Annotated in this window: 17 protein-coding genes; 8 read left to right on the forward strand and 9 right to left on the reverse strand. The window is 65.8% G+C overall.

What is annotated here, in order from left to right:
• The 9 genes from A5625_RS29400 to A5625_RS27565 form a co-directional block, all read right to left on the reverse strand.
• A partial coding sequence (locus tag A5625_RS29400; protein WP_120312528.1) for an FAD-dependent oxidoreductase occupies positions 1–110 on the reverse strand: 110 nt, incomplete at its 3' end.
• 93 nt (positions 111–203) lie between these two features.
• Complete coding sequence (locus A5625_RS27530; RefSeq protein ID WP_067001995.1) at positions 204–974, reverse strand: hypothetical protein; 771 nt, start codon at positions 972–974, stop codon at positions 204–206.
• Positions 975–1043: 69 nt separating this feature from the next.
• Positions 1044–1631: an RNA polymerase sigma factor SigM gene (gene sigM / locus A5625_RS27535; RefSeq protein ID WP_067001998.1), complete on the reverse strand. Its 588-nt coding sequence runs from the start codon at positions 1629–1631 to the stop codon at positions 1044–1046.
• A 77-nt stretch (positions 1632–1708) separates the two neighbouring features.
• Complete coding sequence (locus A5625_RS27540; protein WP_067002043.1) at positions 1709–5290, reverse strand: murein biosynthesis integral membrane protein MurJ; 3582 nt, start codon at positions 5288–5290, stop codon at positions 1709–1711.
• 62 nt (positions 5291–5352) lie between these two features.
• Positions 5353–7752, reverse strand: a complete 2400-nt coding sequence (locus tag A5625_RS27545; protein ID WP_067002001.1) for a hypothetical protein — start codon at positions 7750–7752, stop codon at positions 5353–5355.
• Positions 7749–8483, reverse strand: a complete 735-nt coding sequence (locus tag A5625_RS27550; protein ID WP_067002003.1) for an NUDIX hydrolase — start codon at positions 8481–8483, stop codon at positions 7749–7751. The genes A5625_RS27545 and A5625_RS27550 overlap by 4 nt, the downstream gene beginning before the upstream one ends.
• 94 nt (positions 8484–8577) lie before the next feature.
• Positions 8578–8805, reverse strand: a complete 228-nt coding sequence (locus tag A5625_RS27555; protein WP_067002046.1) for a hypothetical protein — start codon at positions 8803–8805, stop codon at positions 8578–8580.
• A 90-nt stretch (positions 8806–8895) separates the two neighbouring features.
• Complete coding sequence (locus A5625_RS28785) at positions 8896–9123, reverse strand: hypothetical protein (protein ID WP_082984585.1); 228 nt, start codon at positions 9121–9123, stop codon at positions 8896–8898.
• A gap of 133 nt (positions 9124–9256) precedes the next feature.
• Positions 9257–10741 (reverse strand): hypothetical protein, encoded by a 1485-nt coding sequence (locus A5625_RS27565; protein WP_232003849.1) that lies wholly within the window; start codon positions 10739–10741, stop codon positions 9257–9259.
• Positions 10742–10935: 194 nt separating this feature from the next.
• On the opposite strand from A5625_RS27565, the gene A5625_RS27570 reads away from it, so the two are divergent.
• The 8 genes from A5625_RS27570 to A5625_RS28790 all read left to right on the forward strand — a co-directional run bounded on the left by A5625_RS27570 (position 10936) and on the right by A5625_RS28790 (position 18210).
• Positions 10936–12378 (forward strand): CCA tRNA nucleotidyltransferase, encoded by a 1443-nt coding sequence (locus A5625_RS27570; protein ID WP_067002012.1) that lies wholly within the window; start codon positions 10936–10938, stop codon positions 12376–12378.
• A gap of 24 nt (positions 12379–12402) precedes the next feature.
• Entirely contained in the window at positions 12403–12912 is a 510-nt protein-coding gene (locus A5625_RS27575) for a pullulanase (RefSeq protein WP_067002015.1), read from the forward strand.
• 41 nt (positions 12913–12953) lie between these two features.
• Entirely contained in the window at positions 12954–14933 is a 1980-nt protein-coding gene (locus A5625_RS27580; protein ID WP_067002019.1) for an alpha/beta hydrolase, read from the forward strand.
• Between the two features lie 106 nt (positions 14934–15039).
• Positions 15040–15369: a DUF2563 family protein gene (locus A5625_RS27585; RefSeq protein WP_067002022.1), complete on the forward strand. Its 330-nt coding sequence runs from the start codon at positions 15040–15042 to the stop codon at positions 15367–15369.
• Positions 15370–15483: 114 nt separating this feature from the next.
• Positions 15484–15915 (forward strand): hypothetical protein, encoded by a 432-nt coding sequence (locus A5625_RS27590; RefSeq protein ID WP_232003850.1) that lies wholly within the window; start codon positions 15484–15486, stop codon positions 15913–15915.
• A gap of 283 nt (positions 15916–16198) precedes the next feature.
• Positions 16199–16612 (forward strand): hypothetical protein, encoded by a 414-nt coding sequence (locus A5625_RS27595; protein ID WP_232003851.1) that lies wholly within the window; start codon positions 16199–16201, stop codon positions 16610–16612.
• Positions 16613–16943: 331 nt separating this feature from the next.
• Positions 16944–17483 carry a hypothetical protein gene (locus tag A5625_RS27600; protein ID WP_067002028.1) on the forward strand — a complete coding sequence of 180 codons (540 nt, stop codon included), beginning with the start codon at positions 16944–16946 and terminating at the stop codon, positions 17481–17483.
• Complete coding sequence (locus tag A5625_RS28790; RefSeq protein WP_232003852.1) at positions 17473–18210, forward strand: hypothetical protein; 738 nt, start codon at positions 17473–17475, stop codon at positions 18208–18210. Before A5625_RS27600 ends, A5625_RS28790 begins: the two co-directional genes overlap by 11 nt.
• The last annotated feature ends 42 nt before the right edge of the window (positions 18211–18252 follow it).

An 18252-nucleotide genomic window follows, 5' to 3' on the forward strand; every position in this document is an offset into this window, starting at 1 on the left:
CCCTCAAACACCACCGGCGCCAACTGCGCCCGCGCCGCATACAACGCCGCGGTATACCCAGCAGGACCCGAACCAATAATGATCACGTCATGCACAGTGTCGGCGGTCATGGAAACCTTTCAAAGCGATCGTCTCTGGATTTGTGTCAACGCCAGCGTAGGCACCGCTGTTCCCGGGCGTGTCGCACCACGCATGGCACCACATTAGGGCCGGGAGACCTGGGTGTTGGCCAAGAGTCCGGTATCGGCGGCGCTGCAGTTCGGGGAGACCGCGTAGACGGCCAGGATGTGGGGGCTGTCGGCCGGTATCACCAGAACGACGCCGGGGCGGGCGTTGATCTCGACCTGCCGCGCACCCAGGACCTGCGTGGATGCCGGATAGCCCAGGCCGGTGAGGCAGGAGGCGCGCCGCGCCGGGTCGCTGAGCGCGCCGTAGTCGGGGCTGTGATCGAGCAGTCCGAGGATTTCGTTGGGCGAAAGCGGAATCTCCATCGGCGGCGTCGACACCGTGATGTGCGCTATGTCGCCCGGGGTGTCCGGTTCGGGTTCCGGGGCGTGCATGAGCGCGACCGTCCCGACGCCGATCGCGGCGAGCACCGCGCACAGGCCGGTGGCCGCGGCGATGATGCGGGCCGGACGAAGGCGCGGGCGGGAAGAGTGAGCGGGCGGTCGGGACGAATCACCGGTAAGAGGCTCGGCCGCGCGCAACGCCGCGGATATCCGGCCAGCGACCTGTGGGGGAGCGTCAGGCGGTGCGCCTGGGGCGGCGCCGACGGCGGCGACATCGCAGCGGACCTGGTTCAACGCACGCAGCACACCGGCGGCGTGTGGATCGGCGCGGACTCGCCGGCGGACGCGGGCGGCGGTCTCGTCATCGAGAATGCCGGCCTGCAGGTCCGCGAGGAGTTCGACGGTCAGCGGGGGCCCTGATCCCCGGTTGCGGTCATCCGCCGCTTCGTCATCCGCCGCATCCATCGGACCCAGTGTCCGTCATGCGTGCACCGAAGGCCACGCACGGCCCGCTGGACGTGGCCTATCGCGTGGTCAGGTCTGTCCGGCGGCAGGGTCGGGCAAGGCGTGCGCGCCGGCGTTGAGGTAACCCAGCAGCTCGGCGAGCCGAACCCGGCCGCGTGCACAGCGGCTCTTTATCGTGCCTTCGGCGACGCCGAGCAACCGGGCGGTATCGGCCACTGAGTAACCCTGCATGTCGACGGCCACCACCGCGGCACGTTGTTCGAGGGGAAGCCGCATCAAGGCGCGCTGCACCGCCATCGTGGTCTCGACCTGGGTGGTGCGATCGGCGACCGGATAGATGTCTTCCAGCGGAACGGTCGGGTGAGCTTTGGTACGGCGCAGCCGGTCCAGACAGGCGTTGACGACGATGCGATGCAGCCAACTGCCGACGGCGGCGTCGTGCCGGAACGCGCCGGCACCGCGGTGGGCGGAGAGCATGGCGTCTTGCAGCGCGTCTTCGGCGTCTTCCGGGGTGCGAGTGGTGAGCCGGGCCAGCCGGTGCAGGTGCCGTTGATGGCGGCGGAAGAGCTCGCCGAAGGCGTAACGATCACCGGCCACATGGGCTGCCAGCAATTCGGCGTCACTGCGCTCGTGCTTGGTGTTTCTCCCGAAGCCCACGGCCGGACATTAACCAATCGCGTATGACGCGGCACTTCACTCGGAAGCGCTTATGTGAGTGGGGGATGCACGCGGGATCAGGACGCGGCCTGAACCGTGATCTCCGAAAGGCCGGCTTGGTTCTTGCCGCTGGTGGATCCGAGCGTGGAGATCCACACCAGCAGATTCGACGTCGGCGAACCGGCCCTGACCGGGATCACGTTATGACCGGGTTTGAGCGTGAAGGCCGGCGCCAGCACGGTGGTGTCGTTGAGACTGGACGGCGACGGTGAGGATGCGGCGCGGATCTCCACCTTGGTCCCGTTGCTGGGCGTGTCGATGGTGACTTGTCCCACCACGGTGGGGCTGGGCAGCTGCAGGATCAGCCCTTCGCCCTGCTTGAAGCTGGGGAAGGGGACGGCATCGGTGTAGACCTCGGTCGCCCAGGCGGTTGACGGGTCGCCGTCGATGGCCTGTCCGGCCGTGCCGGCGTTGTCGGGGTCGCCGTCGGGAGAGAAGACCGTCGCCTTGGTCGGTTTGACGATGCTGCCCGCCGCCGCTGGCGGAGTGGGCGCCGCCGGTGCCGCCGCCGAGGACGACGACGAGGGGGCGTTCAGCCCCAGCTCATCCTTGTTGAGGCCGCCACCGACATTGCCGAAGATCTTGCTCACGATCGACGCCAGCACCAGCAGGGCGACCACGATGACGGCAAGGCCGGCCCCGACGCCGATGATCAGATTGCGCCGCCGGCGCGCAAACGTCTCCTGCTCCTGAGCGGGTGAGATCAGAGCCGTCGACGGCGAGGGCGAATCATCGATCGGGCCGAGCACCTCGGTGCGGTCGGCGACCGCGGTGGCCTGCTGGAGCAGATTCAAAAGTGTTGAGGCGCTGCGGATTCCGGCGTCCTCTTGAACCGCTCGGACGGCGACCGCGGAAATCTGGAAGGGGATGTCACGGTCGACGGACATCGGCTCGACGGGGTTGCCCGAGGAGTCTCGTTCGGCCGCAGCGAGCCCGCTGCGGACCCCGCTCTCCATCAGCGGCCACCGGTTGACCAGTAAGGCATAGAGCGCGGCGCCGATGCCGCGGATGTCGTCCTGTGGGTTGGCGTCGGGCATGGTCGCCGGGTAGGCCAGCACAACGTCGCCCTCGATGCTGACCCGCACCCGGCTGGGGTGGTCGATCGACAAGGCGACGCCGGCGCGGTGGGCCGCGTCGGCGGCGGCGGCCAGCGACTGCATCGCCCGCACGGCGCCCACCGGTGAGGGTGCGGTGTCGGCCACCTCCTGCAGGGAACCGCCCCGAATCCACTCGGAGACCACCAGGCCGCCGGAGCCGGTGTGTACGACGTCGAGCACCCGGGCGATACCGGGTTTGTCGATGCGGCTGAGCCGCAGGGTGCGCGACAAAATCTCCTGCAAGACCTCGTCGGGCAGGGCACCGTCCGGGTCGACGAAGGTCAGCGCCACCTGCCGGTCCAGGGCGGTGTCCAGCGCCTGCCAGAACTGCAGCGGCGGGGCGCCGCCGTGGAACACCAGCAGTCGATACCGGCCGCCGGCGATCCTGGCGCCGGGGACCAAGTGCACGTCATCTCTGGAGGAGTCCGCTGAACGCTCACGCGGCGCATCGAGTGGGGCAGGTGCGCGCCGGGGTGCACTGGGCAGGTCGCCGTTGGCCTGGCCAGGGGGGAGTGGGGCGGATCGCTGCGGCTGGTCGGCGGGGATGTCGGGCTGGAAGTCATCGGCGACTGGCCGCGGCGCCGGAGTACCGGAACCCGCGCCAGGCTTAGCGCTGGGTGTTGCGCTCTCCATAGGGCGGTCGGTCACCTCCGGTCCTTTCGCTAGCCCGGCTCGGTTTGCCCGCTCCGGAGGCCGGCGCCGGATCGGCTCCTGGACCGCATTTACCCCAGGCGGGGACGAATTCCTCTGCTCAGGGTACGTGACCGGGCGCCGGTGAGACGATCGATCCTTCGCAGTCGGTTTGCGGGGGCGCGGTCCGCGGCCCGTGATGCGGTAGCGCAGAGTATCCAACGCCGCCCGGGCCTCGGGTACCTCTGCGCGCAGCATCACCGCGGCCGTGATCGGCAGCATGATGAGCGCCAGCACGACCAGGCGAAGTATTGAGCCGGCACCGCCATGGCTGGTGAGCTGGTCCAGCCCGAGCAGTCGATCGATCACGTGGGCAATCAATCCGGCCAGCATGGATGCGGTGAGCGTCACCAGGATGGTCCGCACTTCGCCGACGCTGATCAGGTGGCCGCCGGCGGGCAGCAGGGTGCGCCGCAGCAGGATGTAGCCGATGATCCCGCCGGCGAGGAATCCGACGCCGTTGGCCAGCCCCAGGAAACCGGCCACCAGTTTGGGGTCGTCGGTGAGGTGCGGGGCCAGCACCGAGCCGAGGATCTTGACCGCCGTGATGACGAGGATGATGACGATCGGCGTCCATGGCTGTTCGCGCGCGTAAAAGACCCGCAGCTGCAGGAGCACCAGGCCGTAGGGGATCAGCGTGAAGGCCGACAAGGTGATCGCCGCGCCAAGGTAGGCGGCGTCGACGTTCCCGAAGTGGCCATACGCGAACAGGGCGCTGCCCATCGCGGGGCCACCGACGGTCATGAACGCGACGATCGGAATCAGCGTGATCAAGGTCAGCCGGGTGGCCAGCGACAGGTCACCAAGCACGGCCTTGGTGTCATCGGCGGCAGCGTTGCGGCTCAGCCGCGGCATCACCACGGTCAGTACTGTCACGCCGATCATGCCGAACGGCAGCATCAGGACCAGCCAGGTGTAGTTGTAGATCGCCGGGCCGGATGCGGCGGCGGTGCTGGCGATCTGGTTGCCCACCACCAGGCCCAGCTGGCTGACCAGTACGTAGAGCACCATGGCGGCGGCCATCGTGCCGAAACGCTTGAGGCGCTGGTCGATGCCCCATAGCGGGCGCAGGTCGACGCGCTGGCGGCGCAGGGCTATCAGCAGCAGTCCGGTTTGTGCGAACACCCCCAGCGTGGTGCCGATGGCGAGCACCAGCAGCTTGGCATTGCCCATGTGGACGGGATCGACTGACAGCTCACCGGGCACCAGTGCGTAGACCGCCAACGTGACCAGCGCGACGACGTTGTTGACGACAGGTGCCCACGCCGTCGGGCCGAACACGTTGCGGGTGTTCAGGATCGCCATGAACACCGAAGTCAGGCCGTAGGCCAGGACCTGGGGGAGAAGGAAGTAGGCGAACGCGACGGTCAGCGGTTCGTTGACTTGCGGCGAGCGACCCAGCATCAGCCGCACCAGCAGCGGGGCGGCCGCCACCGACAGCGCGGTGGCGAAGATCAGCAGCGCCGTCGTCAAGGTGACCAAGCGCCGCACGAACGCGGCGCCGCCGTCGGGGTCGCTCTGCTCGGCGCGGGCCAGCACCGGCACGAAGATCGCGGTGAACGTCGCCTCCAGGACCAGGGCGGCCACCAAGTTGGGCAGCTGATTGGCCACCGAGAACGCACTGGACAGTGCGGCGCCCAGGATCGCGGCCAGCAGCACCACCCGGGCAAAACCGGTCAACCGGCTGATCAACGTCGCGAAGGCCATCGCCCAGGACCGCGACACCAGCGCGGAGTCAGACAGCTCTGGACGTCGGCGATCGATCTCGGCGGCGACCGGCGGCAGCGGCCCGGTGGGTGGTGAATGCGGCATCCGGGAACGCGGCGGCGGCTCGGGCAGGCGGTGGTGTGGTTGGGCCTGCCGATAGGTGGGGGTCATACTCGGTGCTCTTGCTCGACGCGTGGGTCGGTGTCGCCGCGCTCCGCGCCGGATCCCAGGGCGTGCCGGGCATCGGGTGGGTCGGGACGGTCCAGGTCGGCGCGGTCCGGCTGGCCGCGGAATCGGTGCCAAAGCCGCCGGCCGGCCAGCAACACCAGTACAGCCGCGGCGGACAGCGTGATCGCGAACAGCACCTTGCCGTAGGCATTGGAATGCACCGACAACCGCACCGGCTCGCCCAGTCGCAGTCCGTCCGGGGTGCGAAGGGCCACGTCGACGGCCACGCGTTGGGTGAAGTTCACTTCGACCGGAATGCGCAGCGGCAGGTAACCGGGCGGCAGTTCGATCTGACCGACGTCGGTGACGTTCATTCCCGGCGGCGCATCGACGTGCAGCCGCACCCGGATGGGAACGGCCAGCCCGTTGTGCAGCGCCAGCGGCAGCGGGCTGTGCTCGGTGGCCAAGGTGTACGAGCCGCCCGGGTTGACGATGGTCACGGCGGCGAATAGATCGTTGATCGTCTTACCGACCACGGCCAGGCGCTGCTGAGCCAACCCGTTGCGGGTATCCGGCGGTTGGGACTGACTCAATGCGCGCAGCATGTCCTCGCGCAGCGGCGCGGTGTACTGGACGCCGGTCAGCCCCGTGCGGTCGTCGGTCATCAGCGATGACGTCAATCCCCAGAGCCGGCCGACTTGACTGGCGATGCCGGCGGTGACGTCATCGTTGAACTGGCCGCGTGCGGATTTGTATGCGCCGGCCTCTTCCGGTGGTTCGTTGCGGGCCGAAGCCTCGGCGATCACCGCCGGCAACGGGCGTGGCACCGCCAGACCGGAGCGGATGGTGGTGGTCAGCGCCGTCAAAATGACCTGCGCATCGTCGGGCTGCAGGTTCCACGTCGTCGGCGGCACCAGGATCTGGGTGCGGGGCTCGTCATGCCGCAGTGCGTGCCAGAACATCGAGCCCAGGGCATCCTGGCGGCGGGCGGTCACCGAATCGTGGCCCAACCGAACCGTCAGCGACGAGTCCAGGTACGTCGGCACCTCGGGCGTGAGTCCTGCCCCGGCCAGCGCCGCCCCCACGGCCGGGTCGAACGGGGCGACCATGACCTGCGGGGAGAATCGCCGGGGCGTGGTGTCGACGGTGGTCTCGGAGGAGTCCTGCGCCTCGGCCGCCGACAAGTCGGCGGCGGCGATTGCGACGGTGTTGTCGTTGGCGCTGAGCAGCTTGACGGCACGGCTGGTCAGCGGGCCGTTGGGCACCAGGGTGGCGCCGCGAGCGGAGGAGACGTCCAGGATCCTGTCGATGATGCCGTTCGCGCCGGTGGTGGCGATGGCGCTGAGACCGGGGTCGTTGACGCGCTGCACGGCATCCAGGTCGGCTTGCGCGTAGGGGAGCGGCGCCACGCAGGTCCGGTGCGCCAGGGTGCGCAGTCGGTTCAGCCACGCGGCGGCGGCGGCCTGCCCGCCGCCGGGGTGGGTGGGAGCGCCGGGCAATTGTGCCGGGCCGTCGGGCGAATCGGACACCACGTAGCCGGCGGTCATCGCGTTGACCGTGACCAGCAGATCCGGGTCGATCGCCAGGCACAGCGCACGGCCGACGGCGCCGTCGGGATCGACGTCGTGACTGGTGGCGACTTCGGCCGCGGACAGCAGGATGTCGAGCCGGCCGCCGCTGGCCAACGAGGTGGCCAGGTCGTCGTCCACCAGCCGGATCGGGATGGTTCCGCCCGGCACGCCCGGAGCCAGGCGGGGCCGGTCGGCCAGTGGCCACAGCATGGTGATCAACACCGGTTTGGACGTATCGGGCGCGACGGTGGAGCTGATGTCGTCGGCGCGGTCGGGCGGCACTCCCACCACGGGCAGTAGGAATCGCGCGTTGTCCAGCCGGGCGGGCGCGCCGTAGTCGGGCGTGCCGTTCACGTTGACCAGCAGCGGGTAGATGCCGGGCATTTCCACTCCCAGCGACTGCTTGGTCAACGCCCGCAGCGGCGCCGACAGGGTGAAGCCAACTTCCTGCCCGCGCTGTAGTTCGGGGGCCACCGTGAGGAAATCCGCTGCGGCCTGGTACCCGTCGGTGTCACCGTCCAGGCTGGTGCGCAACCCCGCCGACGCGGTGACCGCGCCGGCGTGCTCGAGGCGGACCATGACGTCGCGGACGGGACGGTCGCCGATGTTGGTCACCATGCCGCTGACCGTCACGACGGGTGGACTGGTCGTGGTGACCACATCCGGAGTGACTTGATCAATGCGGACCCGGACGAACGGGGTCACCCCGGGCTCACCCGCAGCCGCGGGTGGAATCACCGGCCCGGTGAGTACCGCGAGTCCGGCCACGATGGCGAGCACGGCGGCGATGCGCAGCAAGCCCGCACAATGCAGACGCGACGCTGTCACGGCCCCGGTCCGTGGCCGTTCTTCCGGCCCGTAGCCGGTTTGTCAGAATGCCGAGTCCGCGAATGCGTCTGCGGGCGGCGCCGCGGCGAGCTGGGCGGCAGCGGCGGAAGCGACGCCGGGCCATCGCTTTGCAACTTGTCGATGAGCTCGTCGGCGACGCGGGCGAGGCGGCGTTCGTCGGCGTAGGCCAGCCGGGACGGTAGTTCTCCCATCGGCACCCAGGCGACCTCGGCGACTTCGAGATCCTCGTCGGACAGCTCTCCGCCGGAGAACCGCATTAAATAGTGGTGCACGGTCTTGTGCACGCGGCGGCCGTCGGTGACGAACCAATAGTCGATGCGACCCAGCGCGGCCAGCACACTGCCCCGGATGCCGGTCTCTTCGGCCACTTCTCGGATAGCGGTCTGCTCGGCGGTCTCGCCCAGTTCGATGTGTCCCTTGGGCAACGACCACAACATCCGTCCACGCCGGTCGATGCGCCCGATCAGGGCGGCGACCTGCGACTCGCGCGGGCCGTCCAGGCCGTCGATGACCAGCCCGCCGGCGGAAGTTTCGTGCACGGTGCGCAGCTGATCCGCGCCGCGGCGGGATGCGCGGGATCGGCGCGATTTGGTGGCTGTCGAGTCGCCGTTCACTTGACCGGTGGGCGGGTTCTCGGACGAAGTCGCAGCACCACGCCCGCGACGGCGCCCCCGGCGCCGACGTGGTTTGCCTTGTTCGCCGTCCGACACCCAAGCGATAGTAGCTGGCACGGCATATTCTCCCCGAGATACTCGCCGCTGGGTGAGCGCGGGAAGGCGCGACGCCTACGACGGGTGCGGCCCGTCAGATCGGGCCTATCGCGTGGGCGATGATGAACGCGGGAACAAAGACCAGGAGCGACAGCGGTCCCGAAAGACTGCCGAACACCATTCCCAGGCCAACCTGACCCAATCTGCCTGGTGCCCTCGAGATCAGGGCGCTGATGGCGATGTATGCCAGCGTTATCGGAAGAACGAAGATGACGAAAGGCCACATCGGCACAACGATGAGCCAGGTAACGAGATCGACCACAAAGATGTGAACTATGGCTACTGCAAAAGTTAGGAGCCCATATCGATCGTTTGATGTGGCCACAAAAGGTTTGTCTGTCATCAGTGGCTTTCAGCGCAGGAATAGATAAGCGAAAATTGTTCCGCCGGCCAGGACGACCACCGAACAGCTCGAAATGCTGATGCCAAGACCACGATTGCGCGGTGATGGCGACCTTAGGAAAGCGGCGCCGACTAGCCACGACGTTAGAGCCGTAATGACGGTCGAGGTCAGCATCCACGCGCGCTCACCGGCGTATGCACTGTGGGTGTCGAACGGCCACTTGCCCAGCAGCCACATGGCGACCAGCAAGGTTGCCAATATCAGTTGGACGACAAAAGGCGCCGACCATGTCGCTGTGCGCCAGACGCGGGCATCGAGTGCTCGTACTCGGGTGAACGAAGGCATGTTCGGCTTTCTTGGCAATGGGTGATCAGGCAGGGACTGCGGCTCCGCTTGGCAGCGGAGGAACCGACGGGGGATGGGTTACTGGGCCGAACTCCGTCGGCGACAGCGGCGCGGGTACGTCATATTGAAGATTCCAGCCCCCACCGTCGAACGGCGCAAATGCGCTGCCACCAAGTGGGCCGACATCGTGGTGAAAGGGCAAGTTAAACATTGGCGCTGCTGAGCTACCCGATTGCGCTGGGTCGATCAGTAATGTGTGGGTGCCGCCATCGGGCAAGTCTTGATAAGCCTCGAGAGAGGGATAGTCAGTGCGTGTGCCATTCACCTGCACACCTTCCGGCCCAGGGGTGAATACGAGGTCACCGTTGACGGTGATGGTATGTCCCGCCAATAGCCCATCCGGATCGGCGGTGATGCTTGGCGCGAAGGGGTTGCCCGCGTCGTACTTGATCCGAACCGACCCGTCGGCTAGCTGGGTCACGCTTCCTTTCGGTGTGCCGACCTTAACCGTGCCTGGTGCCCCGACGGGAGTCTCCTCGACAGAGGGATTCTGGCGCAGAACCACGATTCCGTTTTCGTAATCGATGTAGGTCGACACTTTGGTGTCTTCTGGGTCAAAATGCTGGTCGGGTCCACGGTTATTACCAAGATCCCGGTTTCCCGAGAGGGAACTCGTCACATCCCGCTGTTCGATCCACTGCGAGACACGCAACACCCCCTGGCCGGGCGCGGGGCGAATTTTCACCACTCGGACCTGGGACTTGGCACCGTTGAATTTCGGGTCGTAGGTCTGCGGGTCCAGAGCCGCTGCTGTCTCCCAGTCGGCTGCAGACGTCGGTTCGCGGCCGAAGGCCTGCTTGAATGCCTCGATCTGGTTGTGCCGCCGCTCCGCATCGCTCGGCGGGGGTGCTTCCGGAATGTCACCCTCGAGGGTCTGGATCGGGGGCGCATACCCGTCCTGCTTGCGCAGGTTGGCCATCGAAGCCTGCAGCTGTCGCGAGTACTGATCACGAACTCGGTTCAATGTGTTAACCGACGCCTTGGTGTCGTTGATCGCATGCTTCTCGAGCCCGTCGATGTATTGGTCGAGCAACTGCCGTTCCCACGCTGTGAGCTGAAGGTCGTTCTCCAGCGCGACGGCCTCACCGATTTGGTCGTCAAGACCTTGGAGCTGTTCTTCCAGAGTTGCGATCTCGCCCCTTCCGGAGCGCTGCGCCTCGGCCAGTGAGGCCGCAACTTTCTCTAGATCAGCTCCGATTTTGGGCAACTGCGCCGCTTGCACCCCGAGCGACTTAATGGCCCGCTGCACCTCGGCCGAATCATTGATCGGATTGCCGCAGCCCGCATGCGTCCATGCCTTATCGAAGCGGTTCCGTGCCTGCGTAAAAGCGGCTTCCGCTTCCCCCGTAGACCGTCCCGCGTCATGAAACGCTTTTGCAAGATTCGAGATCTGCGCTGGCCGACCGGTCTGGAAGGTGCCGTTGATCTTCCACGGGTCCCCGCCCGCCATTAAAATCAACGCGCCTTTGCTTATGTATCGGAGATGCACCGCATCATCCCGCCGTTCACCCTCCTTGTCGCACGTAACGCTACTAACGCCCAGCGCCGGGTCAATTCACCTTGGACGTGCGCGAGTACGGCTGCGGGCCCGTGCGAGCCTCCTCACGGGGGCGTTTCGTCTTGAGCCGACTAGGCTGGTCGAACGTGCCTGACGCCGCCCAGGATGCCGACCTGCTGACCGCCGCCGCGGTCGCGCTCAATAGGCATGCGCCTATGTTGGCCGAGCTGGGCTCCGCGTTCGCTGCCGCGGGCCACGAGCTCTACCTCGTCGGCGGCTCGGTCCGGGATGCCCTGCTGGGCAGGTTGAGTCCGGACCTGGACTTCACCACCGACGCCCGTCCCGAGCAGGTGCAACAGCTCCTGCGTCGGTGGGCCGACAACCTGTGGGATACCGGCATCGAGTTCGGCACGGTCGGCGTTGGCAAGGGTGAACACCGCCTGGAGATCACCACGTTCCGTGCCGACACCTACGACCAGGTGTCCCGAAATCCCGATGTGCGCTTCGGCGACCGCCTCGAGGACGATCTGGTGCGACGCGATTTCACGGCCAACGCGATGGCCGTCCGGATCACGTCCGAAGGGCCCGGCGAATTCTTGGATCCGCTAGGCGGTTTGGCCGCGCTGCGGGAGCGGGTGCTTGACACCCCGGCCGCCCCTGAGGTGTCGTTCGGTGATGACCCGTTGCGGATGCTGCGCGCGGCGCGGTTCGTCTCGCAGCTCGGCTTTACCGTCGCGCCGCGGGTACGGGAGGCGATCGTCGAGATGGCCCCGCAACTGTCCCGGATCAGCGCCGAACGGGTGGCCGCCGAGCTGGACAAACTGGTGCTCGGCGACGATCCGACCGCCGGCATCGATCTGCTGGTGCAAACCGGCATGGGCGAGGTTGTGCTGCCGGAAATCGGCGGCATGCAGATGGCCATCGACGAACACCACCAACACAAGGACGTCTACCAACACTCTTTGACCGTGTTGCGCCAGGCGATCGCACTGGAAGATGACGGCCCGGATCTGGTGCTGCGCTGGGCCGCGCTGTTGCACGACATCGGCAAGCCCGCCACCCGGCGCCACGAGCCCAACGGCGGCGTGAGTTTCCATCATCACGAGGTCGTCGGCGCCAAGATGGTCCGAAAGCGGTTGCGGGCGTTGAAGTATTCCAAGCAGATGGTCGAGGACATCTCGCAACTGGTGTATCTGCATCTGCGGTTTCACGGCTACGGTGATGGCAAGTGGACCGATTCCGCGGTGCGCCGCTACGTCACCGATGCGGGCCCGTTGCTGCCGCGGCTGCACAAGCTGGTGCGAGCCGACTGCACGACCCGCAACAAGCGCCGGGCCGCGCGGCTGCAGGCCAGCTATGACCGGCTCGAAGCGCGGATCGCCGAGTTGGCCGCCCAAGAGGACTTGGCGCGGGTGCGCCCCGACCTCGACGGCAACCAGATCATGGAGCTGCTCAACATCCCGGCCGGCCCGCAAGTCGGCGAGGCATGGCGGTTTCTGAAAGAGCTGCGGCTCGAACGCGGGCCGTTGGATACCGAGGAGGCGACCGCAGAACTGTTGGCGTGGTGGCAGTCTCGGGGGAACGCCTAACGGTGACCGCGCGTCCGAGTACGCATGGACTACTGCATGGCAGGTGACAACGGCGCGGCCGCCATTTGGCACGGGCAACCCGACCTCGACCTTGACGGCGACGGCCGCTTCGAATCGATCGGACTGGATTTCGACCACGACGGACTGCGTGACGACGCTCTGGCGGATCTCGACGGCGACGGCCTCGTTGATCACGCCGTGCTGGACCTCGACAACGACGGCACACCCGAGGCCTACTTCACCGACGACGGATCCGGGACGTGGGCGGTGGCCATGGATCGCGGCGGGCAACTGCGCTGGTTCGGTCTTGACGGTGTCGAGCACACCGGCGGCCCGCTGGTCGATTTCGACGGGCACGGGCGCTCCGACGCCCGACTCGTCGACACCGACGGCAACGGCCTGGCCGACCGGGTGCTGCGCAGTGATGAAAACGGTGTGACCGGGTACGTCGACACCGACGGCGACGGCAAATGGAACGTCCGGCTGACCGACACCGACGGCGACGGCCTCGCCGACGGCGCGAGCTCTCTGTGAGGGGTCACTGACGTAGCGGCGGCCCGCGGACAGTTGCCGCGATGCTACTGCGCCACATCACCATTCCGTTCCTCGTCGCTGAGGCAGGCGGTGATCCGTGGTCGATCAACGCCGGTCTGCAAGCCGGTCGTCCGGCGCAGATCGCGGCGCTGGCGCAGGCCTTTCGGGACGCCGGCGCGGACACCGTCGAGGCCAGCATCGTATTTGAGACAGCGCGGCGTCGGTTCGAGGCAGCGTGGAATCACCACAACAACGAGCACCCGATCAATGACACCGCCGAGGTGCAGCGTGTAACCCGGTGGCTCGGCCTGCAAGCCGAGCAATTACCCAGGATTGCAGTCGATTTGGAGAACGTCGCCGTCGCATTGGCCGAAGCACAACAAACCGCCGAGTGGTATCTCGATGCGCTCGAATACGACCTCGAAGCCATCGATGACGAGATGTGTGAAGTTCTCGCCGAGGACGATCACTGCTTGGCCGAAGATCTGCGCAGAGATGCCGTCGCCGAAGTGCGAGCAATTACGTTCGTGCTCAGGAAGACTCGGGATCGATATGCGGCGACGCTCGACGGCGCTCTAGGCGCGCTACGAGCAGACGGGGCCGATCCTGCGGACATACAGGGTGTCGACGAATTGTCGATCCCGGCACCGGACAGCAACCCGGAGCACGTCATACGGTGGTGGGACTCGTTGAGCGCCAATCAAAAGCAGCTGTTGATAGATCAACACCCGAATGAGTTGGGCAACCTCAACGGCATCCCGGCTGAAGTGCGTGACTCTGTCAATCAGGCGGCTTTGAAAGACGATCTGCGCAAGGTAGAAGACGTGGGCCGCCAGCACGGGCTAGCTCCGGAGACGGTGCGGGACAGTGCGCTCAGCAACCGGGATGCCGACGTGTTCACCAACCCCGTCGCGTACGGGCTGTGCGAAACCGACATCACCAGATACCAAAACGCCGTGAAGACCAACGACTTCCTCGAGCGGGACAAGGAATCCGATCCGGATCGAGGGGTCCCGATCATGTTGTGGGCCTACGACCCGCTGGCGTTCAACGGCAAAGGCAGGGCGGCCATCGCGGTGGGCAACCCGGACAAGACCCGCAACACGGCCGTCATCGTCCCGGGCACCAACAGCAGCGTAAGGGGAGGCTGGATGTCCGACGGGCCGGACGACGCCATCAACCTCTACGACCAGGCATTGAAAGCTGACCCCAACCACTCCACTGCGGTGCTGGCCTGGATGGGTTATGACGCACCGGAATTCGATCATCCGCATTGGGAGCAGGCCATCACCGACCCCGCCAAATTGGAACAGGTCGGCACCCCATGGAGAGCGCGGCAAGCAGGGGCGCTGCTGGCCGCCGATGTCAACGGCCTCGCCGCGACACACGGCGGCCCGAAGTCAGCGCACGTCACCGTTGTCGGGCATTCCTACGGTTCCACGACCGTGGCCGACGCATTCGCAAACAGCGGCATGCACGCGAATGATGCTGTGCTAACCGGCTGCCCGGGAACGGATTTGGCGCTCCGGGCAGCGGACTTTCATCTCGACGGCGGCCGGCTGTACGTGGGCGCGGCGTCGACCGATGCGATCAGCTGGATCGGTGAGTCGGGCAGCGGCCTTCCCAATGGGCTCAACGAGACGCTCGGCGGACCGCTGGGCCCGTTGGTAGGGCTGGGCAGCGATCCGGCTCATGCCGGTTTCGGCGCGGTGCGGTTTCGCGCCGAGGTCGCCGGCTCACACAGCGTCATGCCATGGTTCACCGACCACGCACACTATTACGACGTGGGTAGCGAAGCGCTGCACAACATCACCGAGATCGTCACCGGACACGGCGATCGTCTGGCGGGCGAAGGCATGCTGGCGCCCGACCGAGATCAAGCACGGATGTCCGTTCCTATCTATGTTCAGACCCCTTTAGGGGTGCTGGCGTTACCGCGCGTCGAGATCCGGCTGCCCGTCCCCGTCGACCCGGAATGGGATAGGCCGTCGCGCTCGGTCACCAATGGTCACGCGTTCTAGGGTGGGATCGGCTGCCGTGGGCACGAGGAAGACGTGCGCGTGAATTGACCACTTGCGGAGTTGCATTTAGCCTGGTCAACACGTATTCAGACTCGGAAGGGTACCGATGTTCGTCGATACGGAGCTTTTGCACTCCGGAGGCAACCAGTCCCACCGTGCCGGTGGGCACGCCCAGGAGGGCGCCGATCATCTCGCGCAAGGAACCGTGGCATCGGGGATGTTCGGAGACTTCGACGCGGCCAACGCCTTTCACGGTGCGGTGACCGCCGCGCACGGTCAGCACGTCAAAACGCTGCAAGGCCACAGCGAGACACTCACCAGTGTCGGCACGAAGGCACACCACGCGGCCAACGGCTTCACCGACATGGATAACCACAACGCCACCGAAATGCGGGCGCTGCGACCGAGTTCCGGTCCTTCGATCCGGAACGCCTGAGGAAGGCCGTGGCGCAGGACCCAGCACTCCAATCCTGTTGCGGGGCAACATATTGGGCCGCCGGCTGGGGAGTGGGCACCGGGGTATCCCGCAGCACCGATGGGTCCGTCACGGATGTGGCACATGATTGCTTTAGGTGCGATTGTCCTGGCTCTGGTCGCGACGGTCGTGGCTGTCGTTGCACTGATTGTGGCTACGTCGCGGTCATCGAGTCTGGCGCCGGTGTCGACCGCGCCCACTTACAGCGCTGCCGAAGTCTCTGCGGCACACCAAAAGTTGTGTGATGTTTACAAGCTGGTTGCGCGCTCGGTGGACATCGATACAAACACCGACAATCGGGCGCTCGCCGGCGCCGTCAGTGTGAATGCGGCAGTAGTCCTGGGACAGACAATAGGTGCAGCCCCGACGATGCCTTCCGACGATCGAGCCGCCGCACATGTGCTGGCTTCGGCATATACCAAAGCCACGGCTATGGGAAGCGCGCTGCAGCGTGACGATCCCGTTTTTCGGTCTGAAGTCGACGATGTCAATGCCAAGGCGCCGTGATGAAAAAGGTATGCGGCGGTTGACCCGCCGGGCGTAAAGCCGTGTTGATTGCTCGATACTCGATGGGCTGTTCCAATATTGAGGCGGATGATGTAAGCGACACCCGGGAAATTGTCTCGGAGCCGCTTGCCGACTATGAGGAGGGCTTATGGCGGCGGATTTTTCACCAGTTCCTGGCGATGGGCCAACCGCAGGCCCACACGGTTCGCCGCAGTGGACGCCCGTGTTTCCCACACAGCCACAGCCACATCCGCGAACGTGGCCAGCGGTGGTCTTAGCAGCTGTGGCCACGACAGTGGCGATCGCTGCACTTGTCGTGGCCCTGACACGACCCACAGCTCCGAAATCGCCAATACCGGTCACTGCGCCGAGCTACAGCGCTGCCGAGACCTCGTTGGCTCAACGGCAATTATGCGACACGTACAAAGTGGCGGCGAAGTCTGTTGAGGTCGATACGAATGGCGCTGATAAAGCACTCGCCCGTATCGCGCTCTCCAATGCCGCGGGCATGCTCGATGCCGGAGCTGCGGCCCCGGCTGTTGATGCAAAGCTCCGCGACGCCGCGCGTGCGCTAGCCGCGGCATACCGCATGTCGAATGCCCTCGGCAGTGTTGCCACCGACGCCGAGTACCAAGCGGCGCTCGATGACATCGTCGCCAAAGACGCCACGATGAAGAAGGCATGCAGTGGCAGCTGACTTACACCGATAGGCGGCCAGCAGCTCTCGTCGGTTTGCGAGCACTTCGACCGCGGCTCGACGGAGCCGTCCAAGACATTCGAATGAGGTTTTAGCCTATGGGGGCTCGAATCTCGGCAAGGCAGGCACCTGTGAGTGCTCGTGGTGCGTGGCCTGCGCCAGCGCTGGGTGTGCGTACATCACAGATGAGGTGAAGCACTGGGGATAGACGAGAACACGCCACTGGGCACTGAATTGCTGCCGCCCCATTGCCTGCCTCAGTATTGGACGTTGGGGATACAGAGCGTTCGGCAACTAATAAGCACGCCGCCGCAGACTAAACGGAGGACACGTGGTGAGTGACCCGCCTTCCGGCGTTGGTGACGAGCCGACCGCACAGCCGTTCGCGGGGAATTGGCCACCACCCTACGTCGAGCAGCAAGCGTCGCACCCACGCACATGGCTGGCGGTGGCGGTAGCCGTAACGGCAGCGGTGGCTGTCGCTGCACTGGTTGCGGCACTAACTCGACCTCAGACGTTGGTGAACACTGCGACGCCGACACATACCGCTAGGGATATTGCAACGGCGCAACAGCGTCTCTGCGACACGTTCAAGTTCGCCGCACGGGCTGTTCAAGTTGATACAAATGGTAGCGACAAAGCATTCGCGCGCATCGCGCTCACCAATTCGGCCGTCTTGCTGTACAACGCATCAAACGATCCGGCTCTGGACGAGCAGCACCGCAACGCCGCCCAGGCACTAGCGGCGGCATACCTGACCGACACGGCTAGGAGTAGTGAGGGAGCCGCCACCGAGGCCGAATTTCAAGACGCGGTCGCCGACGTGAACTCCAAAGACGCCGCAATGAAAAAGGTATGCGGTGGCGGTTGATCTTCCACCCGGCCTTTGGACGGCAGCGCTAATTGGACCTTGGTGGCCCGCACCATCGACGACTCTCCGCGCCGGCGCCCAACATTGGGACAAGGCATGTGTCGAGCAGCAGCTTTACTCGCAGACTCTGCGTACTCAATGGTCCTTATTTGCTGCGCACAATCGGGGTCATACGGCGGACGACCTTATAGACCGTTTCCAGCAGGGCGAGAAGTTCCACCTGGATCTCGCTGAGAAGTACCGGGCAAAAGCGTCGGCCTTCAATTCGGCTGCTGACGCAACGGACTATGCACGAAGTCGATTATCGGAAATAGCGAATTCAGGTAACAACGAGATCAATCAAATCCTCGCATCAAAGAAGCCGCCCCCAGAGCAACTAGCGGAGATACAGGCGGTCCAGGCGCGCTGCAATGCCGACGCCGCGAACGTGAGCCGGGACGCTGTCGACAAGATGATGGCAGCGACGCAGAAGATCCTCAATGTTGAAGGTGTGGGCGGCGATGCGCGGAGCTGGGCGCGTGCAAACGGTTTCAACAGCGACGATGCTCGAGCGCCAAACCCCATCAGTGAGCATGACTTGCATTCTGCTGTCGGCGGTGCTGTCGGCAAGGGCGGTGAAGGTGGGTCGGGTGGCGCGACTGGCAGGGGGCCAGCTCCCGCGCATGCGGTACTCGGCAAGGGTGGTGGAGGTGGCTCTGGGGGCGGCTTCTTTGATGCGAGGATTTGATTGATCTCGTTGTTACCTGAATTCGCTATTTCCGATAATCGA

It is taken from the genome of Mycobacterium sp. 1465703.0 (genome assembly GCF_001672975.1).
Classification (GTDB): Bacteria; Actinomycetota; Actinomycetes; order Mycobacteriales; family Mycobacteriaceae; genus Mycobacterium.